Source organism: Cupriavidus sp. C2SS-8b, from assembly GCF_057073745.1.
Map to the genome: position 1 here is coordinate 3438033 of NZ_CP172716.1, position 17754 is coordinate 3455786.

Genomic DNA, 17754 nt, shown 5'->3' on the forward strand with positions numbered 1-17754 from the left:
CCCTTACCTGACAGCGGCAAACCAGCCGGCAATCGCCGTGATCTGGTCGTCGCTGTAGCCCTTGGCAATCTGGTGCATGACGGTCGCGGGGCGCTTGCCGGCCTTGAACGCTTGCATCTGGGAGACGAGTTCGGACTGGGCACGCCCGGCCAGCGCCGGAATGGGGCTACCCGCAGGCGGCCGCCCTTGCGGGCCATGGCAGCTGGTGCAGGCCGCGGCGTGGTTGCGGGCGCGCAGCGCCGATGCATCCGTGTCGGCCGCGGAGGCGGTGCCGCACGCGATCGGCAAGGCCAGCGCGGCCAGCGCCGCGGGCAAGGGGATCCTGGTCATGGTCTCGCTCCGGGGTCCGCCCGGCGGGCGGCGCGTGGCTACCGTATCACATTGCGCGCGGGCGGGCGGAACGAAATCCGCATGATGTCAGGCAGGCGTTGCGGCCTGACGGCAAGGTCCTGCTCAGGGCAGGCTGCGGCCTGGCGGCAGCGCCACCGGGGAAGCCACCGGCGACGTCACCGGCGTTGCAACAGCGCCATTGGCGGTGGAGGAGCCGGCCGGCGCATTGACGGGGCCACCCACGCCCGGCACCGATTGCACGGGCGCCGGTGTACCGACGGTGCCATCCAGCTGCGGGTTCTGCGAGGTCGAGGCCTGGTCCAGGCGCGCGCGTTCGGCTTCGTTCACGTAGTCGAACGCCTTGACGACCTTGGTGACACCACTGGTGTTGCGGGCCACTTCGGTGGCGCGGTCGCCTTCGGGCGTGGTGACGATGCCCAGCAGGTAGACCACGCCCTTGTCGGTGGTGACCTTGATGGAGTTGGATGGCACGCCCTCGGCGGCCATCAGCTGGGTCTTGACCTTGCTGGTCAGGTAGGTGTCCTCGCTCGTTGTCATGAACGACGGCGACGACGCGATCTCGAGCTCGTTGATCACCACGCGCGCATTGGGCAGGCCGCGCACGTACTGGTCGACCTGCTGCTTCACGTTGTCGTTGGCGGCCTCGCCCGTCAGCAGCACCTTACGGTTGAATACCGTGACGCTCACGCGCGCCTGGCCGTTGTAGCGCGAGCTGAGCGTACTGTCGGCCTCCATCTGCAGGCCGCGGTCAACAGTTTGCGTGGCAGTCGGGCGGCGGTCGGTGGCAACCGTCACGCCACTGGCCACGGCGCCGGCCATGACCGGGAGGCAGCCGGCGAGCTGGGTGGTGCCGACCGCGAGCACGGCTGCGGTGAGCGCGATGCGGGTCAGCCGGGAGGCTTGGAAAGGCAGTTTCTTCATGCTGTCCTTGCTGTAGCTTGGGGTAAGTGGGTCAGGCTTCGCCGAGCAATGCCTCGTCGATACCATCGCACAGGCAATGCAGGGTGAGCAGGTGAACTTCCTGGACGCGCGCCGTTCGCTCGCTCGGCACGCACAGGTGGATATCGAATTCGTCGAGCATGGCGCCGATCTGGCCGCCGCCCTTGCCGGTCAGCGCGATCACGCCCATGTCGCGCTGGCGCGCGGCTTCGATCGCGGCGATCACATTGGCGGAGTTGCCCGACGTGGACAGCGCCAGCAGGATGTCACCGGGCTGGCCGAGCGCCTCGACCTGCTTGGAGAACACCATGCTGAAGTCATAGTCGTTGCCGATGGCTGTCAGGATCGAGCTGTCCGTGGTCAGCGCGATCGCCGCCAGGCCGGGCCGCTCGCGTTCGAAGCGGCCGACCAGTTCGGCGGCGAAATGCTGGGCGTCGGCGGCCGAACCGCCATTGCCGCAGGCCAGGATCTTGTTGCCGCTGGTCAGCGCACCGACCATGCGTTCGATGGCGGCGTCGATGTGCGGCGCCATCACGTCCGCGGCCTGGCGCTTGGTGTCGGCGCTGTCCAGGAATTGCTGCTGAATGCTTTCGATGCTCATCGCTCGATGGGGGCCTTGTTGTTGCTGTCGCGGCACGTGCCGCGCAATATCGCGCATTATGAACCAGCGCGGCCCGTCAGCCGCGCTCAGCCGCGCTCAGTAAAGGTCGCCCGCGGCATCCAGGTCGAAGGCGTGCGGCAGCCACTCGAGCCGGCCCGGCGCCAGGGCCACCACGTCGAACCGGCACGGCGGCTGCTGCGCCAGCGTACCCAGGTAGTGCAGCGCCGCCAGCACCAGGCGCCGCTGCTTGGCCGGCGTCACGCTGGCCGCCGCGCCGCCAAACGCGGCCGCGCTGCGCTGGCGCACCTCGACAAACACCAGCGTGTCGTCCGGCGCGCGCATCACCAGGTCGATCTCGCCGCCTTTGCAGCGATAATTGCGCACCACGGGCTGCAAGCCGTGCCGCTGCAGGTGGGCAAGCGCGCGGTCCTCGGCCAGCGCGCCGCGCGCCTGCGTCGTGCTTTTGAATGCTCGAATCAACGGAAGTTCTCATGAGTGACTGGATCTCGCTGGCGGCCGGCCAGTCGTACCCGGCCGGCACGCTGTATGTCGTGGCGACCCCGATCGGCAATGTGGCGGACCTGTCGCTGCGCGCGCTGCATGTGCTCGGCCTGGCCGATGCCATTGCCTGCGAAGACACGCGCAATACCGGGCAGCTGCTGTCGCGCGTCGGCCTGCAGCGCCCGCTGGTGGCCGTGCACGAACACAATGAACGCGAGGCCGCCGGCCGTATCGTGCAGCGCCTGGCCGCAGGCGAGCGCATTGCCTATGTATCGGACGCGGGTACGCCGGGCATTTCCGATCCCGGCGCGCGGCTGGTCGAGGCGGCGCGCGCCGCCGGCCTGCCCGTGGTGCCGCTGCCCGGCCCCAGTGCCGCCGTGGCGGCGCTGTCGGTTGCCGGCGAAATGCTCGATACCGGCGCGGGCCGTTTCACCTTTGTCGGCTTCCTGCCGAGCAAGGCCAAGGCGCGTGCCGAGGCGATCGCCACGCTCGCTGCGCTCGACCATGCCTGGGTGCTGTACGAAGCGCCGCACCGCATTGCCGAAACGCTGGCCGCGCTGGCCGCCGGCCTGCCGGACACCCGACGGCTGCTGATCGGGCGCGAGCTGACCAAGCTGTTCGAGGAAACCCCGGTGATGACCGTCGGCGAGGCGCCCGCATGGCTGGCGGCCGAGGCCACGCGCGCCAAGGGCGAATTCGTTCTGGTCGTGGAAGGCGCGGCGGGAACCGCGGACGATGGCGCGCCCGACGCCGAAGCGCAGCGCGTCCTGTCGTTGCTGCTGGCGGAGCTGCCCGCGAAGCGCGCGGCCAAGCTGGCCGCCGCGATTACTGGCGCGGATACCGATGCGCTCTACAAGCTGGCACTGGCGCAGCGCGGCGGGGACTGAGGAAAAGCGGGGAAAGCCGGGAAGGCGGGAAAGGCAGAGACAGGCGAAAGGGAGGACCGGCGCGCGCGGCGGCATGCTCGGCCCGCGCCGTGTCAGTGGCGCTTGCGCTTGGCCGTCGACCGGCCCTTCGCGGACGCCTTGTGCGATTTGGCGGGCGCGAGCGAGTTGGCCAGTTCGGGCACCGCGACATCGTCATCGCCGGCGCCGTCGCCGGCTTCATTGCCGCCAGCGTCGAACTGCGGGCCCAGGGCGGCCACTTCGGTGCGCGACAGGCGGCGGATCTCCACCTGCGTGGCGCCGTGGTCGACAAAGCCCAGGCGGCGCGCGGCGCCGTAGGACACGTCCAGCACGCGGTTGCCGTGGTACGGGCCGCGGTCGTTGATGCGCAGCACGGCCACCTTGTTGTTGCGCAGGTTGCGCACCAGCACCCAGCTATCGAGCGGCAGCGACGGATGGGCCGCGGTCATCGCGCGCATGTCGAAGCGTTCGCCATTGGCGGTCTTGCGGCCATGGAAGCCCTTGCCATACCAGGATGCCATGCCGCGCTGCTCGAACGAGCCCATGTCAGCGCGCAGGCCGTCCAGCGACCGGCCGCTCAGGCTGCTGTCTTCCTGCTCGACACCGAACAGGTTCCAGCTGCCGGTATCCGGCTTGTCGGCCTGGGCCGTTTTCGGGGTGCGGGCAGCCTTGGTCGGCACAGCGCCGGAAGTGCCGGCGCTCGAAGAATCGCCACCTTCAGGCGGCGTTGCACAGGCGGCCAGCACTACGGCGCATGCCGTGCATGTGCCCAGTTTTGCCAGCCGCTGCCAGCCGGAGAAAATCGGCAGAATCCAATTCATCGCGGGAGTCTAACATCGTACCGCTGCAGCTATACCATTGATTTTGTTACGAATTATGTGCGATCTCGCACGAACGGCCCCTCAATTCCCCGGAATCCACCGTGTGGCAAGGGATTGCGGCGATGGCGAGGTGCGCGAGGCGAGTACCGCAATCAGCACATTCATGCGATGAACGAGGTTCGATGTCGGCCGGCGCTACAATGCCGGCACAACCCGCCGCATGCGACCGAGCCCCGTCGCGGCCTACGAAAAGACACTCATGAAAGTCCTGCTGATCCCCGTCACGCCCTTCCAGCAAAACTGTTCGCTGCTGATCGACGAGCACACCGGCAAGGCGGCCGTGTGTGATCCTGGGGGTGACCTGGATCGCATCCTGGAGGCGGTGAAGGAACAGGGCGTGACGCTGGAAAAGATCTTCCTGACGCATGGCCACGTGGACCACTGCGCCGGTGCCGCGGCACTGGCGCGCCAGCTCGGCATCCCGATTGAAGGCCCCCAGGAGGATGAACGCTTCTGGATCGAACAGTTGCCGGAACAGACCCGCCGCTTCGGCTTTGGCCAGGCCGAGGTGTTCGAGCCCAATCGCTGGCTGCAGGACGGCGATACCGTCCAGTTCGGCGGCGAAACGCTCGAGGTCTACCACTGCCCCGGCCACACACCCGGCCACGTGGTGTTCTTTTCGCGCGGGAACCGGCTCGCGGTGGTGGGCGACGTGCTGTTCGCCGGCTCGATCGGCCGCACCGATTTTCCGCGCGGCAACCATGCCGACCTGGTCCGCTCGATCCGCACGCGGCTGTGGCCGCTGGGCGAGGACGTGACCTTCATCCCCGGCCACGGCCCGGTGTCGACGTTCGGCGAAGAGCGCCGCAACAACCCGTACGTCGCCGATCACCTCATCGACGCGGCCTGAGCGGCAGGCCAGCTCCGCAAGCGCAAGCGCCATGGCCAAACGACAAGCCCCCGATACCCGTCCGGAAATCTACGTCAGCACCGACATCGAGGCCGACGGGCCGATTCCCGGCCCCCATTCGATGCTGTCGTTCGCCTCGGCCGCCATGCTGGCCGACAAGACCGTGGTGGGCACGTTCTCGGCGAATCTTGAAACCCTGCCGGGCGCCGTGGGCCATCCGGTCCAGATGCAGTGGTGGGAGACCCAGCCCGAAGCCTGGACCGCCTGCCGGCGCGACCTTCAACCGCCCCAACAAGCCATGGTGCGCTACGTCGAATGGGTCGAGAGCCTGCCCGGCAAGCCGGTCTTCGTGGCCTTCCCGGCCGGCTTCGATTTCACGTGGATGTTCTGGTACATGATGCGCTTCGCGGGCCGTTCGCCGTTCGGCTGGGCCGCGCTCGACGTCAAGACGCTGGGCTTCGCGCTGACCGGGCTGCCGTACCGCAAGACCATCAAGCCGGCCTTCCCGGACGCCTGGAAGGACCCGCTGCCCCATACCCACGTGGCGCTGGACGACGCGCTCGAGCAAGGCGCCTTGTTCTGCAACATGCTCGCTGAAGTCCGTGCGCGAGAAGCCAGATTGGCCGCTGGCGCGGCTTCTGAAGCAAGCGAACCCTCACCTCCGCCGCTCGCCCCATAGGTCACGGGCGACGGTGCATGTGCGCGGACTGGCATCTGCGCCCAGCCCGCCTATAGTAAAGATGCAGGTGGCGACACCGGGTGAAACCAGACGACTTGCGATGCGCGGACCCAGCGCAATCAACGCCATCTGCCAACCTGATCCTGTCACCCGGCCTGCGCGGCTCCCGTCGAGGAGGAGTTGATCATGCGTATTCCAACCGACCTGCACTTCAGGGAACTGGCCGGCCGGATCCATTGGCCGCATCCGGCGCGCCATGAGACGCAGATCCAGCACCACCACAGCCTGGACGAGGACGCCGAAGTCGCCAGGGCCACCCTGTACGTCAGCACGGTCGTGCTGGTCGTGCTGCTTGTGGTGATGGCCGCCATCTCTTTCGGTCAGGAAGCCGCGCACTGGCTGGGTGTTTATTAGACGACTCGCCTGAAGCGTTTTCGCTTGACTGACCGGGCCGGCCTTCACGTTCGTGAAGGCCGGTTTTATTTGAGGGCTACGAAGCTCTCAAACCCTCAGGCCAGCAACGACACCACGTTCTCAGGTGGCCTGCCGATCACGGCCCGGCGATTCCGTACCACCACGGGCCGCTGCAGCAGGACAGGATTGTCAGCCACCGCGGCCAGCAGTTCCGCCTCGGTCAGGCCTGGGTCCGCCAGGTCCAGTTCCGCATAAGGCGCCTCGTTGTCACGCATCATCTCGCGCGCGGACACGCCCAGCATGGTCTGGAGCTGGCGCAGCGTCGTCAGGGAGGGCGGCGCCTTCAGGTACTCCACGATCTCCAGCGGTTCGCCCAGGCGTTCGGCGGCGGCTTCGACCATGACCAGCGTTTCGCGCGATTTCGAGCAGCGGGGGTTGTGATAGATCGTGATCATGGCAGGTGTCCTTCTTGTCGAATAATGACGCACTATATACGTGCACCAGCGTAGTGCAAGTTTGCTTGCGTGCTCCGGCATGCATTGTGCTGGTTCCCTGCACATCTACCTTCCGCGGAGCGCGGCGTGCGCCCTTCCATCATGACGAATCCAGCCATGCCGGCCACCACGGGCCCGCTACGCAAGCCCTTCACCCTGCGCGACGCCGGTCGGGCCGACGTCCCGGCTATCCAGGCCATCTACGCCCATCATGTGCTGCATGGCCGGGCTTCGTTCGAGGAAACGCCGCCGGACGCCGACGACATGCAGCTGCGCATGGCCGAAGTCCTGCGCAAGGGCCTGCCCTACCTGGTCGCGGAACGCGATGGAGAGGTGCTCGGCTACGCCTACGCGTCTTCGTACCGTGCGCGCAGCGCATACCGCTTCGCCATCGAGGATTCGATCTACATCGACCACCGTTGTGTCGGCGAGGGCCTGGGGCGGACGCTGCTGGAAGCGCTGATCGCGCGCTGCGAGACCGGGCCTTGGCGGCAGATGATCGCCGTCGTTGCCTGCACGTCCAACGGGGAAGGCGCGGGATCGCTCGCTGTCCACGAACGGCTGGGGTTCCGCACCGTCGGCCGGCTGGAGGCGGTCGGCTTCAAGCATGGGCAGTGGATCGATACGGTGCTGATGCAGCGAGAGCTTGGGATCGGGCGCGGTAGTTTGCCAGAATCAGCCCGTTAGCAAGGCCGGAGGCCAGTTTGGTGCACGGCGATCCCTCATGGCGCGTACCCATTGCTGCAATGGCTATGATTCCATCGACCGAATGAATTATGAAGGCAATAAGTTGGGTGACATTATTCATCCGGATACCGATCGAATTGCGTCGCGCGGCACAAATGAAAACAGCCCGCATCGCTGCGGGCTGTTTTCATAGGTGAAGCGGCTTTGACTTACTTCATCAGGTCCGACAGCGCCAGCGCCACCACCTTGGTCGCGCGGTTCAGGTCATTGAGGCGCAGATTCTCGTCCGAGTTGTGGCCGCGCGCTTCCATCAGCGTGCGCGGGCCGGCGCCGTACAGCACGGTCGGGATGCCGCGCTTGGTGTAGTGGCGCGCGTCGGTGTACAGCGGCACGCCCTGCACCGGGATGTCCACGCCGAACACGGACTCGGCACGGCCCTTGAGCGCGCCGATCAGCTTTTCCACGCCCGGCAGTTCCGACAGCGGCTCGGCCAGGATGATGCGCTCGACCTTCACTTCGATGCCCGGACGGTCCTTGGCGGCCTTTTCCACCACGGCACGGATCTCGCCTTCGGCGTCGAAGCCGATTTCCTCGGGGATCATGCGGCGGTCGACGCGGAACGTCACCAGGTCCGGCACCACGTTGGTGTTGATGCCGCCCTTGATCAGGCCGACGTTCAGCGTGGCGGTGTCGATGCCCGGCACCTTCGACTTGCGCGTGGCCAGCTCGGCGCGCAGGCCGTAGATGGCTTGCAGGATATGCGTGGCGGCTTCGATCGCGTCCACGCCGGTGTGCGGCATGGCGGCGTGGCCCTGCTTGCCCCTGACCGTCACTTCGACGTGCAGGCAGCCGTTGTGCGACGACGTGATGCCGTACGAGAAACCGGCCGAGATCGCGTAGTCGGCCTTGCTCAGGTTGTTGTCGAGCAGGAACTTGGGACCGATGTCACCGCCGGTTTCCTCGTCATAGGTGAACTGCAGCTCGACCGCGCCGTTGATCTCGGCGCCCTGCTTCTCGGCTTCCATCAGCGCCAGCACGGCGTAGGTGTAGGTGGCGAAGTCCGACTTGGACACGGCCACGCCGCGGCCGTACATGACCGGGCCATGCTCGCTGTCGGCAATCTCGCCGCCGTACGGGTCCTTGGTCCAGCCCAGGCCCGGAGGCACCACGTCGCCGTGGGCGTTCATGGCGATGACCGGGCCGCCCGTGCCGAACTGCTTGCGCACGATCAGGTTGGTGGCGCTGATCATGCCGGCGGCCTTGACCTGCTCGTCAGGCACCTTGTGCGCTTCGACGGTGAAGCCGAGGCCTTCGAGCAGTTCCTTGGCGCGCTTGCCATGGGCGTCGCAGTCGCCCGGCGGGTTATCGGAGGGCACCTTGACCAGCTCGGCCAGGAAGGCTTCCTGCTGCGGGCGGTGCTGGTCGATGAACGTCGTCAGCGCGGTTTCGGTCGGATTCATATTGTCTCGTGCGGTCATGTCTTGTTCTCAGGGGTTGTGCTGTAGCTTCAGGAAGCGTTCCGGTGCGCAGCTTATTGCTGCCGCTGGAATTGCTCGACGAAATCGCTGAACACGCGCGCGGACAGTTCGGCATCCTCGGCGGTCATGATTTCGGTGGGGTGGTGGCTGATGCCGCCGTTGCCGCATCGCACGAACAGCATCGCGACATCGGCAATCGCGGCAATGGCCATGGCGTCATGGCCTGCGCCGGAGGGAAGGTGGCGCACCGGCACGCCCTGGCGGGCGATGGCGGCGGCCCATTGCTCCTGCAGCCACGGGGCGCAGGGAACACTTTTGGCTTCGTGCGTCTTGCGCACCTGCGCGCGCACGTTGCGGCGTGCGCACACGCGTTCGATCTCGGCCAGTACGTCATTGACGGCGGCCTCGCGCTCGGCGTCCTCGCCGCAGCGGATGTCGATGGAGAACACCGCGCGCCCCGGCACCACATTGGTGGCGCCATTGGGCACGTTGAACTGGCCGACCGTGCCGACCAGCCCAGGCTTGCCGCCGCAGCGCTTCTCGATGTACAAGCCAATCTCGGCGCCGGCCATGGCCGCGTCGCGGCGCATGTCCATCGGCACCGTACCGGCGTGGCCGGCAAGGCCTTCCAGTTCGACGAGGAAACGGCTGGCGCCCGAGATCGCGGTCACCACGCCGACCGGCAGGCCTTCATTGAGCAGTACCGGTCCTTGTTCGATGTGAACTTCGATGAAGGCCAGCACCTTTTTCGGGTCATGCGCGGCGGCGGGCAGGCCGGCCGGGTCGAAGCCGGCCGCGGCCATGACTTCACGCATGGTCTTGCCGCTGTCGTCGACGTTGTCGAGCACGTTGGTGTCGAAGGTACCGGCAATCGCGCGGCTGCCGAGCAGCGTGGCCTTGAAGCGCACGCCCTCTTCCTCGGCGAACCCGACCACCTCGATGGCGAACGGGAAGCGCTTGCCCTGTCGATTCCATTCGGCCACGCAGGCGACCGGCAGGATCACGCCGAGGTTGCCGTCATAGCGGCCGCCGTCGCGCACCGAGTCGAAGTGCGAACCAGTCAGCAGCGCGGGAGCGCCGGGCTCGGTGCCTTCATAGCGGCCGATCACGTTGCCGGCGGCATCGCGGCGCACGGTCATGCCGGCGGCCTGCATCCACTCGGTCAACTGCGCGGCGGCGCCATGGTGGGCCTCGGTCAGGTAGGTGCGGGTGAGCATGCCGGGCTGCTCGGTGTGGACGGCCAGGGCGTCGTGCCAGGCCATGATGCGCGTGCCGATGTCTGCGGACGGCGACAGGTTTGCTGCCATGCGTTGTCTCCTGCTGAAGGGCTTGGAGCGGCGGCACGCGGGCTGGCGGGGGCGCCAGCCGGAGTACGAAACCCCGGGCCGAAGCTCTATTCTGTGCGATTCATGGTAGCACAGTGAATTCAAAAATTGCATACAAAAATGATATGCACTATATTCGGTCCAACGTTCAGACAATCCGCTGCGGACAATCCGGTCCGAACAATGGATTGCGTGGATTCCGCCCCAACAGGGGGGCATTCCGCGGGGTGATGCTTCCGAGACTCGACGGTGCGTCCTGAACGGCAGGCCGGCAGCCCAGGCAGTGAATCAGTACCGGGCAGCCAGGCATTCCTGGAATCAGATAACGGGCGGCCAGCGAACAGCGCAGGCGACGACCCGGTACGGAGACACAACCATGCAGCACGCAGTCCAGTCGCGCCCCGCCCCTGGTGGCCGCCTCCACACCCGCTTTACCCGCTCGTTGTTCGGCCAGGTGCTGATCGCCCTGGTGATCGGCACGGTGCTCGGCATGCTGTTCCCAGAATTCGCCGCCAAGCTCAAGCCGCTGGGCGACGCGTTCATCAAGCTGGTCAAGATGCTGATCGGCCCCATCGTGTTCTGCGTGGTCGTGGCCGGCATCTGCGGCGCGGGCGAACTCAAGAAGGTCGGCCGCGTGGGCATCAAGGCGGTGCTCTATTTCGAGATCGTTACCACCATTGCGCTGGGGCTCGGCATCCTGCTGGCCTATGTGTTCCATCCGGGCACCGGCATGAACGTGGATCCACGCTCGCTCGATGCTTCCGCCATTGCCGGCTACATCGAGAACGCCACCAAGGTGAAGAGCGAGGGCACGGCCGACTTCCTGCTCAAGCTGATCCCGAACACCATCATGGGCGCCTTCTCCAGCGGCGACGTGCTGCAGGTGCTGCTGGTCTCGGTGCTGTTCGGCTGCGCGTTGTCGCTGGTCGGGGAAAAGGCCAGGCCGCTGGTCAGCCTGATCGACACCTTCTCGCACACGCTGTTCAAGATGATGGGCTTCATCATCAAGCTCGCGCCGCTGGGCGTGCTGGGCGCGGTGGCATTCACGGTGGGCAAGTACGGCATCGGCTCGCTCAAGCAGCTCGGCTTCCTGGTGGTGCTGTTCTACGGTGCGGTGACCCTCTTCGTGCTGGTGGTGCTGGGCACGATCATGCGGCTGTGCGGCTTCTCGGTGATCAAGCTGATCCGCTACCTGCGCGCCGAACTGCTGGTGGTGCTCGGCACTGCTTCGTCCGACAGCGTGCTGCCGCAGGTGATGAAGAAGCTCGAGTTCATGGGCATCAAGAAGTCCGTGGTCGGCCTGGTGATCCCGACTGGCTACTCGTTCAACCTCGACGCGTTCTCGATCTACCTGACATTGGCCGCCGTGTTTATCGCGCAGGCCACCAATACGCCGCTGGCCATGGGCGATTTGCTCGGCATCCTGGCGGTGGCGCTGATTACCTCGAAGGGCGCGCACGGCATCCCGGGCTCGGCCATCGTGATCCTGGCGGCAACGCTGTCGGCGCATCCGGCCATCCCGGCCATCGGCCTGGTGCTGGTGCTTTCCGTTGACTGGTTTATCGGCATTGCGCGGGCCCTGGGCAACCTGATCGGCAACTGCGTGGCGACCGTGGTGGTGGCGGCCTGGGAGAAGGATATCGACCGCGGCCGCGCGCATGACGTGCTCAACGGCATGGTGCCGGCCACCGAACTGGACGAGGGCCTGCCGATGGCCGATGCGGCCGAAGTCGTAGCGCCGGTGCCGTCGCCCGCGGCGGGACGCTAGAATCTCGGCATTTCCTCAACGCGCAACCGCTGCGCCCAAGAGACGCCATGCCCGAGCATATCGATCCCGACATGACCGCCGAAGCGATCGCCGACGACATCGTCGCGGCGATCGTCTCGCACCGGCTGCCTCCGGGCACCAAGCTGCGGGAGGAAGCCCTGGCCAGCGTCTACCGCGTGAGCCGCACCAAGGTGCGCGCGGCGCTGCTGATGCTGTCCAAGGACAAGGTCATCCAGATCGTGCCGGACAAGGGCGCCTTCGTCGCCAAGCCGAGCGCCGAAGAAGCGCGCGAGGTCTTTGCAGTGCGCCGCATCCTGGAAGCGGCGCTCGCGCGCGAGTTCGTCGCCAAGGCGCGGCCGGCGGACTACAAGCGCATCGACAAGCACCTGGCGTCCGAGCGCAAGTCGATTGAAGGCATCGACGCCCAGACCCGCACCCGCCTGCTTGGCGATTTCCATATCGTGCTGGCCGAAGTGGTCGGCAACAGCGTGCTGACCGAGATGATGCGCGAGCTTTCCGCGCGCAGCGCGGTCATCACCATGCTGTACCAGTCGCGGCGCGACGCGGCCTGCTCGTCCGACGAGCACCGCGAATTCATCGAAGCAGCCCGCGCGGGCGACGTGGAGCGCGCCGTGGCGTTGATGGTCGACCACCTGAGCCATGTCGAAGCCGCCCTGCACTTTGAGGAAAGCGCGCCCGCGGCGCGCGGCAAGGACCTGGTTGCGGCGCTGCTCGCCTGAGTGCTTGACCCCGGTCAAAGCGCTTCCGGGTGCGCCGATGCAATATTGACCCCGCTCGTGAAGACGCGGGGGCGCACTTCACGGGCACTGCGCCTACCTGATACATCTCTGATTCATCCGGCAGGCCCGCCCGCACACCGCAACGGTGTGCGGGCTTTTTCTTTTTGGAAGCCTGTCTTTGCTGGTTGCCGCGCCGCCGCGTGGCGCCACATAATTTCCGGTGCTGCGGCGCGGTATTGCGCAAGGCGTGCATGAATCGAATCCGTCTTCAGGTTAGCATGTCGCAAGCCGAGCCAGCCAAAACTACAGACAGGAGACACCCATGCACGTTTGCGCCTACGCCGATTCCTGCCGCAATATCTGCTGCAATATCTGCCGCAATCCCTGGCCGACGCCGCGCGCATTGCGCTGAACCTGGCCCTGCTTCCCCTGCTCCCTTTACGTGAACCGCCGGTACGCTGCGCGCACCGGTGCCTTGCTTCGCTCACCCATTCAACAGAGGGAATCCCATGTCCAGTGCATTTCGTCCTGACGCGCTCGCCGGCAAGACCGTGTTCGTGGCCGGCGGCTCGTCCGGCATCAACCTTGGCATCGCCCAGGGCTTTGCCCGCGCCGGCGCAAAGCTCGCGCTGATCAGCCGCGACCCCGAGCGCGTTGCCGCTGCAGCAGCCACCATTACCGAGGCCGGCGGCACCGCCATCGGCATGGCCGCCGACGTGCGCGACTACGCAGCCGTGGAAGCGGCGCTGAAACAGGCACGCGACACGCTCGGCCCGATCGACATCGTCATCTCGGGCGCCGCCGGCAACTTCCTGGCGCCGGTGGTCGGCATGTCGGCCAACGGCTTCAAGACCGTCGTGGATATCGACCTGATCGGCACGTTCAATGTGTTTCGCGCGTCGTTCGACTACCTGAACAAGCCGGGCGCCTCGCTGATCGCCATCACCGCGCCGCAGGGCGTGAATGCGATGATGTTCCAGGCCCACGCGTGCGCGGCCAAGGCGGGCATCAACATGCTGGTGAAATGCCTGGCGATGGAATGGGGCCCGGCCGGCGTGCGCGTGAACGCCATTTCTCCCGGCCCGATCGCGGATACCGAAGGCATGGCCCGCCTGGCGCCCACGCCCGAGATGGAAGCGCGCTACAAGGGCCGCCTGCCGCTGCGCGACTACGGCAGCAAGCAGGACATTGCCGATGCCGCGCTGTACCTGAGCTGCGACAACGCGCGCTACGTCACCGGCACCATCCTCGACTGCGACGGCGGCAGCAAGCTCGGCGACGCCTCGGCCGATGCCCTGAAGACCAACTGAAGCACCACGATCACCCGAAGGAAACCACCGCGATGACCTCCCCAGTGCTCTACCACGCCAGCGAAGGCGTAGCCACCATCACCCTGAACCGCCCTGAAGTCCTGAACGCACTCAACGCCGACCTGCTGCGCGAGCTGCGCGCCGCCGTCGAGCGCGCCGCAGACGATGATTCGGTGCGCGCCGTCGTGCTGACGGGCGCCGGCCGCGGCTTCTCGTCGGGCGCGGACCTGGCCGCGCGCCAGAATGCCGGCGGTGAGATGGCCGACTCCGGCGCGCTGCTGCGCGAGCGCTACCACCCGCTCATCCTCAAGCTGCGCGAGATGCCCAAGCCCGTGATCAGCGCCGTGAACGGCGTGGCCGCCGGCGCAGGCATGAGCATCGCGCTGGCCGCCGACGTGGTGCTGGCCGCGAAGTCCGCCTCGTTCCTGCAGGCGTTCTCGAAGATCGGCCTCGTGCCCGATGCCGGCAGCACCTACTTCGTGCCGCGCTACGCGGGCGAAATGCGCGCGCGCGCGCTGGCCATCCTGGCCGAGAAGATCGATGCCGAGGAAGCCCAGCGCATCGGCCTGGTGTGGAAGGTCCACGCCGACGACGAGCTGCAGGCCGAAGCCAGCAAGATGGCGCACCATCTCGCCAACATGCCGACCCTCGCCTACGGCCTGATCAAGGCATCGCTCAATGCCAGCATGGGCAACGACCTGGCGGCGCAACTCGAGCTTGAGGCGTCGCAGCAGTCGGTGGCCTGCCGCAGCGAAGATTTCCGCGAAGGCGTGGCCGCGTTCACGGGCAAGCGCCCGCCGCAGTTCAAGGGCCGCTGATCCACCTGTTGTCGCCGTATCCAGTACCCCCGGGGTGTCCTTCCCGGGGCATCACGAGAACAAAACAAGGAGACGCATCATGCTGGGCCTCATGCAAGACCGTCCGTTGTTGATTTCATCGCTGATCGAGTACGCGGCGGCGTACCACCCGCAACAGGAGATCATCTCGCGCACCGTGGAAGGCGGCACGGTGCGCAGCAACTACGACCAGGTGCATCGTCGCGCCAAGCGGCTCGCCAACGCGCTCGCCAAGCTCGGGCTGAGCGAAGGCGATCGCATCGGCACGCTGGCGTGGAATACGCACCGGCACCTGGAGATGTATTTCGGCGTGTCGGGCTCCGGCGCCGTGCTGCATACCGTCAACCCGCGGCTCTTCCCCGAGCAGATCGAATACATCGTCAACCACGCCGAAGACAGCGTGCTGTGCTTCGACAGCTGCTTCGCGCCGCTGGTCGCAAAGCTCGCACCGCAACTCAAGACGGTCAGGCACTACGTCGCCATGACGGATCCCGAACACATGGCGGCGCTGGCCGATGCGGGCATTCCCAACCTGCTCTGCTACGAAGACCTGCTCGCCGGCAGCAGCGAGGATTACGAGTGGCCCCAGTTCGATGAGCGCACCGCATCGTCGTTGTGCTACACGTCCGGCACCACGGGCAATCCCAAGGGCGTGCTGTACTCGCACCGCTCCACCGTGCTGCACAGCCTCAAGGCGAGCGGCTCCGACACTTTCGGCGTGAGCCCGGCCAGCAGCATCCTGATGATCGTGCCGCTGTTCCACGCCAACGCCTGGGGCCTGCCCTACGCGTGCGCGATGAACGGCGCGAAGATGGTGCTGCCGGCCCAGCACCTCGACGGCGAAAGCGTGTACCGGCTGCTGCGCGACGAGCGCGTGAACTACTCCACCGCCGTGCCCACGGTGTGGCTGATGCTGTTCCAGTATCTGGACGCTCACCCCGAGATCGATCCGCGCGAACTGGAGCTGCGCGTGGCCGGCGTAGGCGGGTCGGCCGCGCCCGCGGCAATGATCGAGCGCTTCGAGAAGCAGTTTGGCGCGACCCTGATGCAGGGCTGGGGCATGACCGAGACCAGCCCGATCGGCGTGATCAACACGCTGCTGCCGCAGCACGCCGGCCTCAGCGAAGCCGAGCAGCTCAAGATCAAGCTCAAGCAAGGCCGCGCGCTGTGGGGCGTCGAACTGCGCATCGAGGACGACGAGGGCCGCGCGCTGCCGCACGACGGCAAGGCCTTCGGCCGGCTCAAGGTGCGCGGGCCGTGGATTGCGTCGGGATATTTCAAGGCCGATCACGACGCGCTCGACAACGACGGCTGGTTCGACACCGGCGATGTGGCCAATATCGATCCCGAAGGCTATGTGCAGCTGGTGGACCGCGCCAAGGACGTGATCAAGTCCGGCGGCGAGTGGATCTCCTCGATCGACCTGGAGAACGCCACCATGAGCCACCCTGCCGTGGCCGAGGCCGCGGTGATTGGCGTGCCGCATCCGAAGTGGCAGGAGCGGCCGCTGCTGATCGTGGTGAAGCGACCCGATCAGGAAGTCACTGCGGCCGAACTGCTTGCCTTCCTGGCTGGCAAGGTAGTGCGCTGGTGGGTGCCCGACGACGTGGTGTTCGTCGATGCGCTGCCGCATACGGCCACCGGCAAGCTGCTCAAGCTGAAGCTGCGCGAGCAATACCGCAACTACGTGCTGCCGACCACGCGCGACGAGCGCACGGCGTAAGTCGCGCTGCCCGTGCTGTCGCAGCGCGGGCAGCCATCCCAACACTAAACCGAGACAAAAGGAGCCGCGCATGAGCGCCAGCAGCACCGACCGCATCATTGTGACCATCGAGGACGGCGTCGCCGATGTGCGCCTGAACCGCGCCGACAAGATGAACGCGCTCGATCCCGCCATGTTCGACGCGCTGATCGCCACCGGCGAACAACTTCGCGAGACCCCGGACCTGCGCGCGGTGGTGCTGTCGGGCGAAGGCCGCGCGTTCTGCGCGGGGCTCGACATGGAAAGCATGGCCGGCATGCTCGGTAACGGCGCGGGCGGCGATTCCGGCATCCGCCCGGGGCGTCTTGCCGCGCGCGCGCACGGCATCTCGAATCGTCCGCAGTACGCGTGCATGGTGTGGCGTGAATTACCTGTGCCGGTGTTTGCTGCGGTTCACGGCGTGGCGTTCGGCGGCGGCCTGCAGGTGGCGCTCGGCGCGGACGTGCGCTTCGTAACTGCCGACACGAAACTCTCGATCATGGAGATCAAGTGGGGCCTGGTGCCCGATATGGCCGGCATGGCGCTGACGCGAGGGCTGGTGCGCGCGGACGTGCTGCGCGAGTTGGTCTACACGGGGCGCGTGCTCACCGGTGTGGAAGCATGCGAGCTGGGCCTGGCCACGCGCGTGGTGGAAGATCCGCGCGCTGCGGCGTTGGAAGCCGCGCGCCAGGTCGCGCAGAAGAATCCGCACGCGATTCGCGCCGCCAAGCGGCTGATGGAAGTGGTCGAGGGTGGGGACAACGCAGCCATTTTGATGGCCGAATCGGTCGAGCAGGACAAGCTGGTCGGATCTCCGAATCAGCGTGAGGCGGTGCGGGCAAATCTGGAGAAGCGGGCGCCGCGGTTCGAGGCGGCGCAGAGCTAGGGTCGCCGGCGGCGCCACCATGCCGCGTAGATCATCAGATTGAGCGCCAGCACAAACACCCCCAGCCATAGCTGTATGGCTGGGGTCAGCCCCGCCGGATAAATCGCCGGCAACAAATACCGCTCGACAAACCCGCCGCCATATCCCGCCTCCCCCGCCGCGCGGCGCAACGCGTTCTCCAGCGGCGTCAGCGGACAAACCCGCCCCGACCATTCCACGAACACGCCCCATGCTGCCGCCGGCAGATGCACCCACGCCACGCGAGGCCAGCGAAACAGCAGCAGCGCGCCACCCACCACGAACGCAATGAACAGGAAGTGGATCACGACCACCAGGTCCGCCAGCCACCCCGCCATCGCTCTTCCCCG

The 17754-nt window shown here is 66.8% G+C and carries 21 protein-coding genes; 12 read left to right on the forward strand and 9 right to left on the reverse strand.

The window, feature by feature from the left end; genetic code table 11:
- Positions 1-3: 3 nt before the first annotated feature.
- From ACIGJB_RS16015 to ACIGJB_RS16030, 4 genes are all read right to left on the reverse strand, one after another.
- Positions 4-330 (reverse strand): c-type cytochrome, encoded by a 327-nt coding sequence (locus ACIGJB_RS16015; RefSeq protein WP_483730658.1) that lies wholly within the window; start codon positions 328-330, stop codon positions 4-6.
- A 123-nt stretch (positions 331-453) separates the two neighbouring features.
- Positions 454-1272, reverse strand: coding sequence for a BON domain-containing protein (locus ACIGJB_RS16020; protein ID WP_483730659.1), 819 nt, complete (start codon positions 1270-1272; stop codon positions 454-456).
- A 31-nt stretch (positions 1273-1303) separates the two neighbouring features.
- Complete coding sequence (locus ACIGJB_RS16025) at positions 1304-1891, reverse strand: phosphoheptose isomerase (protein ID WP_483730660.1); 588 nt, start codon at positions 1889-1891, stop codon at positions 1304-1306.
- Positions 1892-1987: 96 nt separating this feature from the next.
- Positions 1988-2371: a YraN family protein gene (locus tag ACIGJB_RS16030; protein WP_483730661.1), complete on the reverse strand. Its 384-nt coding sequence runs from the start codon at positions 2369-2371 to the stop codon at positions 1988-1990.
- Between the two features lie 11 nt (positions 2372-2382).
- On the opposite strand from ACIGJB_RS16030, the gene rsmI reads away from it, so the two are divergent.
- Positions 2383-3279, forward strand: a complete 897-nt coding sequence (rsmI, locus tag ACIGJB_RS16035) for a 16S rRNA (cytidine(1402)-2'-O)-methyltransferase (protein WP_483730662.1) — start codon at positions 2383-2385, stop codon at positions 3277-3279.
- A 92-nt stretch (positions 3280-3371) separates the two neighbouring features.
- On the opposite strand, the gene ACIGJB_RS16040 is transcribed toward rsmI, so the two are convergent.
- Complete coding sequence (locus ACIGJB_RS16040; protein WP_483730663.1) at positions 3372-4118, reverse strand: septal ring lytic transglycosylase RlpA family protein; 747 nt, start codon at positions 4116-4118, stop codon at positions 3372-3374.
- A gap of 259 nt (positions 4119-4377) precedes the next feature.
- Between ACIGJB_RS16040 and ACIGJB_RS16045 the strand changes: the two genes are divergently transcribed.
- From ACIGJB_RS16045 to ACIGJB_RS16055, 3 genes are all read left to right on the forward strand, one after another.
- Positions 4378-5028 (forward strand): MBL fold metallo-hydrolase, encoded by a 651-nt coding sequence (locus tag ACIGJB_RS16045; RefSeq protein WP_483730664.1) that lies wholly within the window; start codon positions 4378-4380, stop codon positions 5026-5028.
- A 31-nt stretch (positions 5029-5059) separates the two neighbouring features.
- Positions 5060-5707, forward strand: coding sequence for an exonuclease (locus ACIGJB_RS16050; protein WP_483730665.1), 648 nt, complete (start codon positions 5060-5062; stop codon positions 5705-5707).
- Positions 5708-5893: 186 nt separating this feature from the next.
- Positions 5894-6121, forward strand: a complete 228-nt coding sequence (locus ACIGJB_RS16055) for a hypothetical protein (protein WP_483730666.1) — start codon at positions 5894-5896, stop codon at positions 6119-6121.
- A gap of 95 nt (positions 6122-6216) precedes the next feature.
- On the opposite strand, the gene arsC is transcribed toward ACIGJB_RS16055, so the two are convergent.
- Positions 6217-6576, reverse strand: a complete 360-nt coding sequence (gene arsC, locus ACIGJB_RS16060) for an arsenate reductase (glutaredoxin) (protein WP_483730667.1) — start codon at positions 6574-6576, stop codon at positions 6217-6219.
- Positions 6577-6717: 141 nt separating this feature from the next.
- Between arsC and ACIGJB_RS16065 the strand changes: the two genes are divergently transcribed.
- Positions 6718-7302, forward strand: a complete 585-nt coding sequence (locus tag ACIGJB_RS16065) for an N-acetyltransferase family protein (protein WP_483732354.1) — start codon at positions 6718-6720, stop codon at positions 7300-7302.
- A gap of 37 nt (positions 7303-7339) precedes the next feature.
- Complete coding sequence (locus ACIGJB_RS16070; protein WP_483730668.1) at positions 7340-7495, forward strand: hypothetical protein; 156 nt, start codon at positions 7340-7342, stop codon at positions 7493-7495.
- A 16-nt stretch (positions 7496-7511) separates the two neighbouring features.
- Here the strand turns inward: ACIGJB_RS16070 and ACIGJB_RS16075 are convergent, their stop codons facing one another.
- Positions 7512-8780, reverse strand: a complete 1269-nt coding sequence (locus ACIGJB_RS16075) for a M20/M25/M40 family metallo-hydrolase (protein WP_483730669.1) — start codon at positions 8778-8780, stop codon at positions 7512-7514.
- Positions 8781-8833: 53 nt separating this feature from the next.
- Positions 8834-10087, reverse strand: a complete 1254-nt coding sequence (locus ACIGJB_RS16080; protein WP_483730670.1) for an allantoate amidohydrolase — start codon at positions 10085-10087, stop codon at positions 8834-8836.
- A gap of 394 nt (positions 10088-10481) precedes the next feature.
- Between ACIGJB_RS16080 and ACIGJB_RS16085 the strand changes: the two genes are divergently transcribed.
- From ACIGJB_RS16085 to ACIGJB_RS16110, 6 genes are all read left to right on the forward strand, one after another.
- On the forward strand, positions 10482-11873 hold the full coding sequence (locus ACIGJB_RS16085; RefSeq protein ID WP_483709759.1) for a C4-dicarboxylate transporter DctA: 1392 nt from the start codon (positions 10482-10484) through the stop codon (positions 11871-11873).
- A 47-nt stretch (positions 11874-11920) separates the two neighbouring features.
- Positions 11921-12613 (forward strand): GntR family transcriptional regulator, encoded by a 693-nt coding sequence (locus ACIGJB_RS16090; protein ID WP_483730671.1) that lies wholly within the window; start codon positions 11921-11923, stop codon positions 12611-12613.
- Positions 12614-13122: 509 nt separating this feature from the next.
- Positions 13123-13923, forward strand: coding sequence for an SDR family oxidoreductase (locus ACIGJB_RS16095; protein ID WP_483730672.1), 801 nt, complete (start codon positions 13123-13125; stop codon positions 13921-13923).
- A 32-nt stretch (positions 13924-13955) separates the two neighbouring features.
- On the forward strand, positions 13956-14741 hold the full coding sequence (locus ACIGJB_RS16100; RefSeq protein WP_483730673.1) for an enoyl-CoA hydratase-related protein: 786 nt from the start codon (positions 13956-13958) through the stop codon (positions 14739-14741).
- A gap of 79 nt (positions 14742-14820) precedes the next feature.
- Complete coding sequence (locus tag ACIGJB_RS16105; RefSeq protein WP_483730674.1) at positions 14821-16482, forward strand: long-chain-fatty-acid--CoA ligase; 1662 nt, start codon at positions 14821-14823, stop codon at positions 16480-16482.
- A 70-nt stretch (positions 16483-16552) separates the two neighbouring features.
- The gene (locus ACIGJB_RS16110) at positions 16553-17386 is read left to right on the forward strand and encodes a crotonase/enoyl-CoA hydratase family protein (RefSeq protein ID WP_483730675.1); all 834 of its coding nucleotides are present in this window, start codon (positions 16553-16555) and stop codon (positions 17384-17386) included.
- Here the strand turns inward: ACIGJB_RS16110 and ACIGJB_RS16115 are convergent.
- A complete protein-coding gene (locus tag ACIGJB_RS16115; protein WP_483730676.1) occupies positions 17383-17742 on the reverse strand; it encodes a DUF2784 domain-containing protein in 360 nt (119 codons plus the stop codon). The two genes, ACIGJB_RS16110 and ACIGJB_RS16115, sit on opposite strands and share 4 nt — an antisense overlap.
- Between the last annotated feature and the right edge of the window lie 12 nt (positions 17743-17754).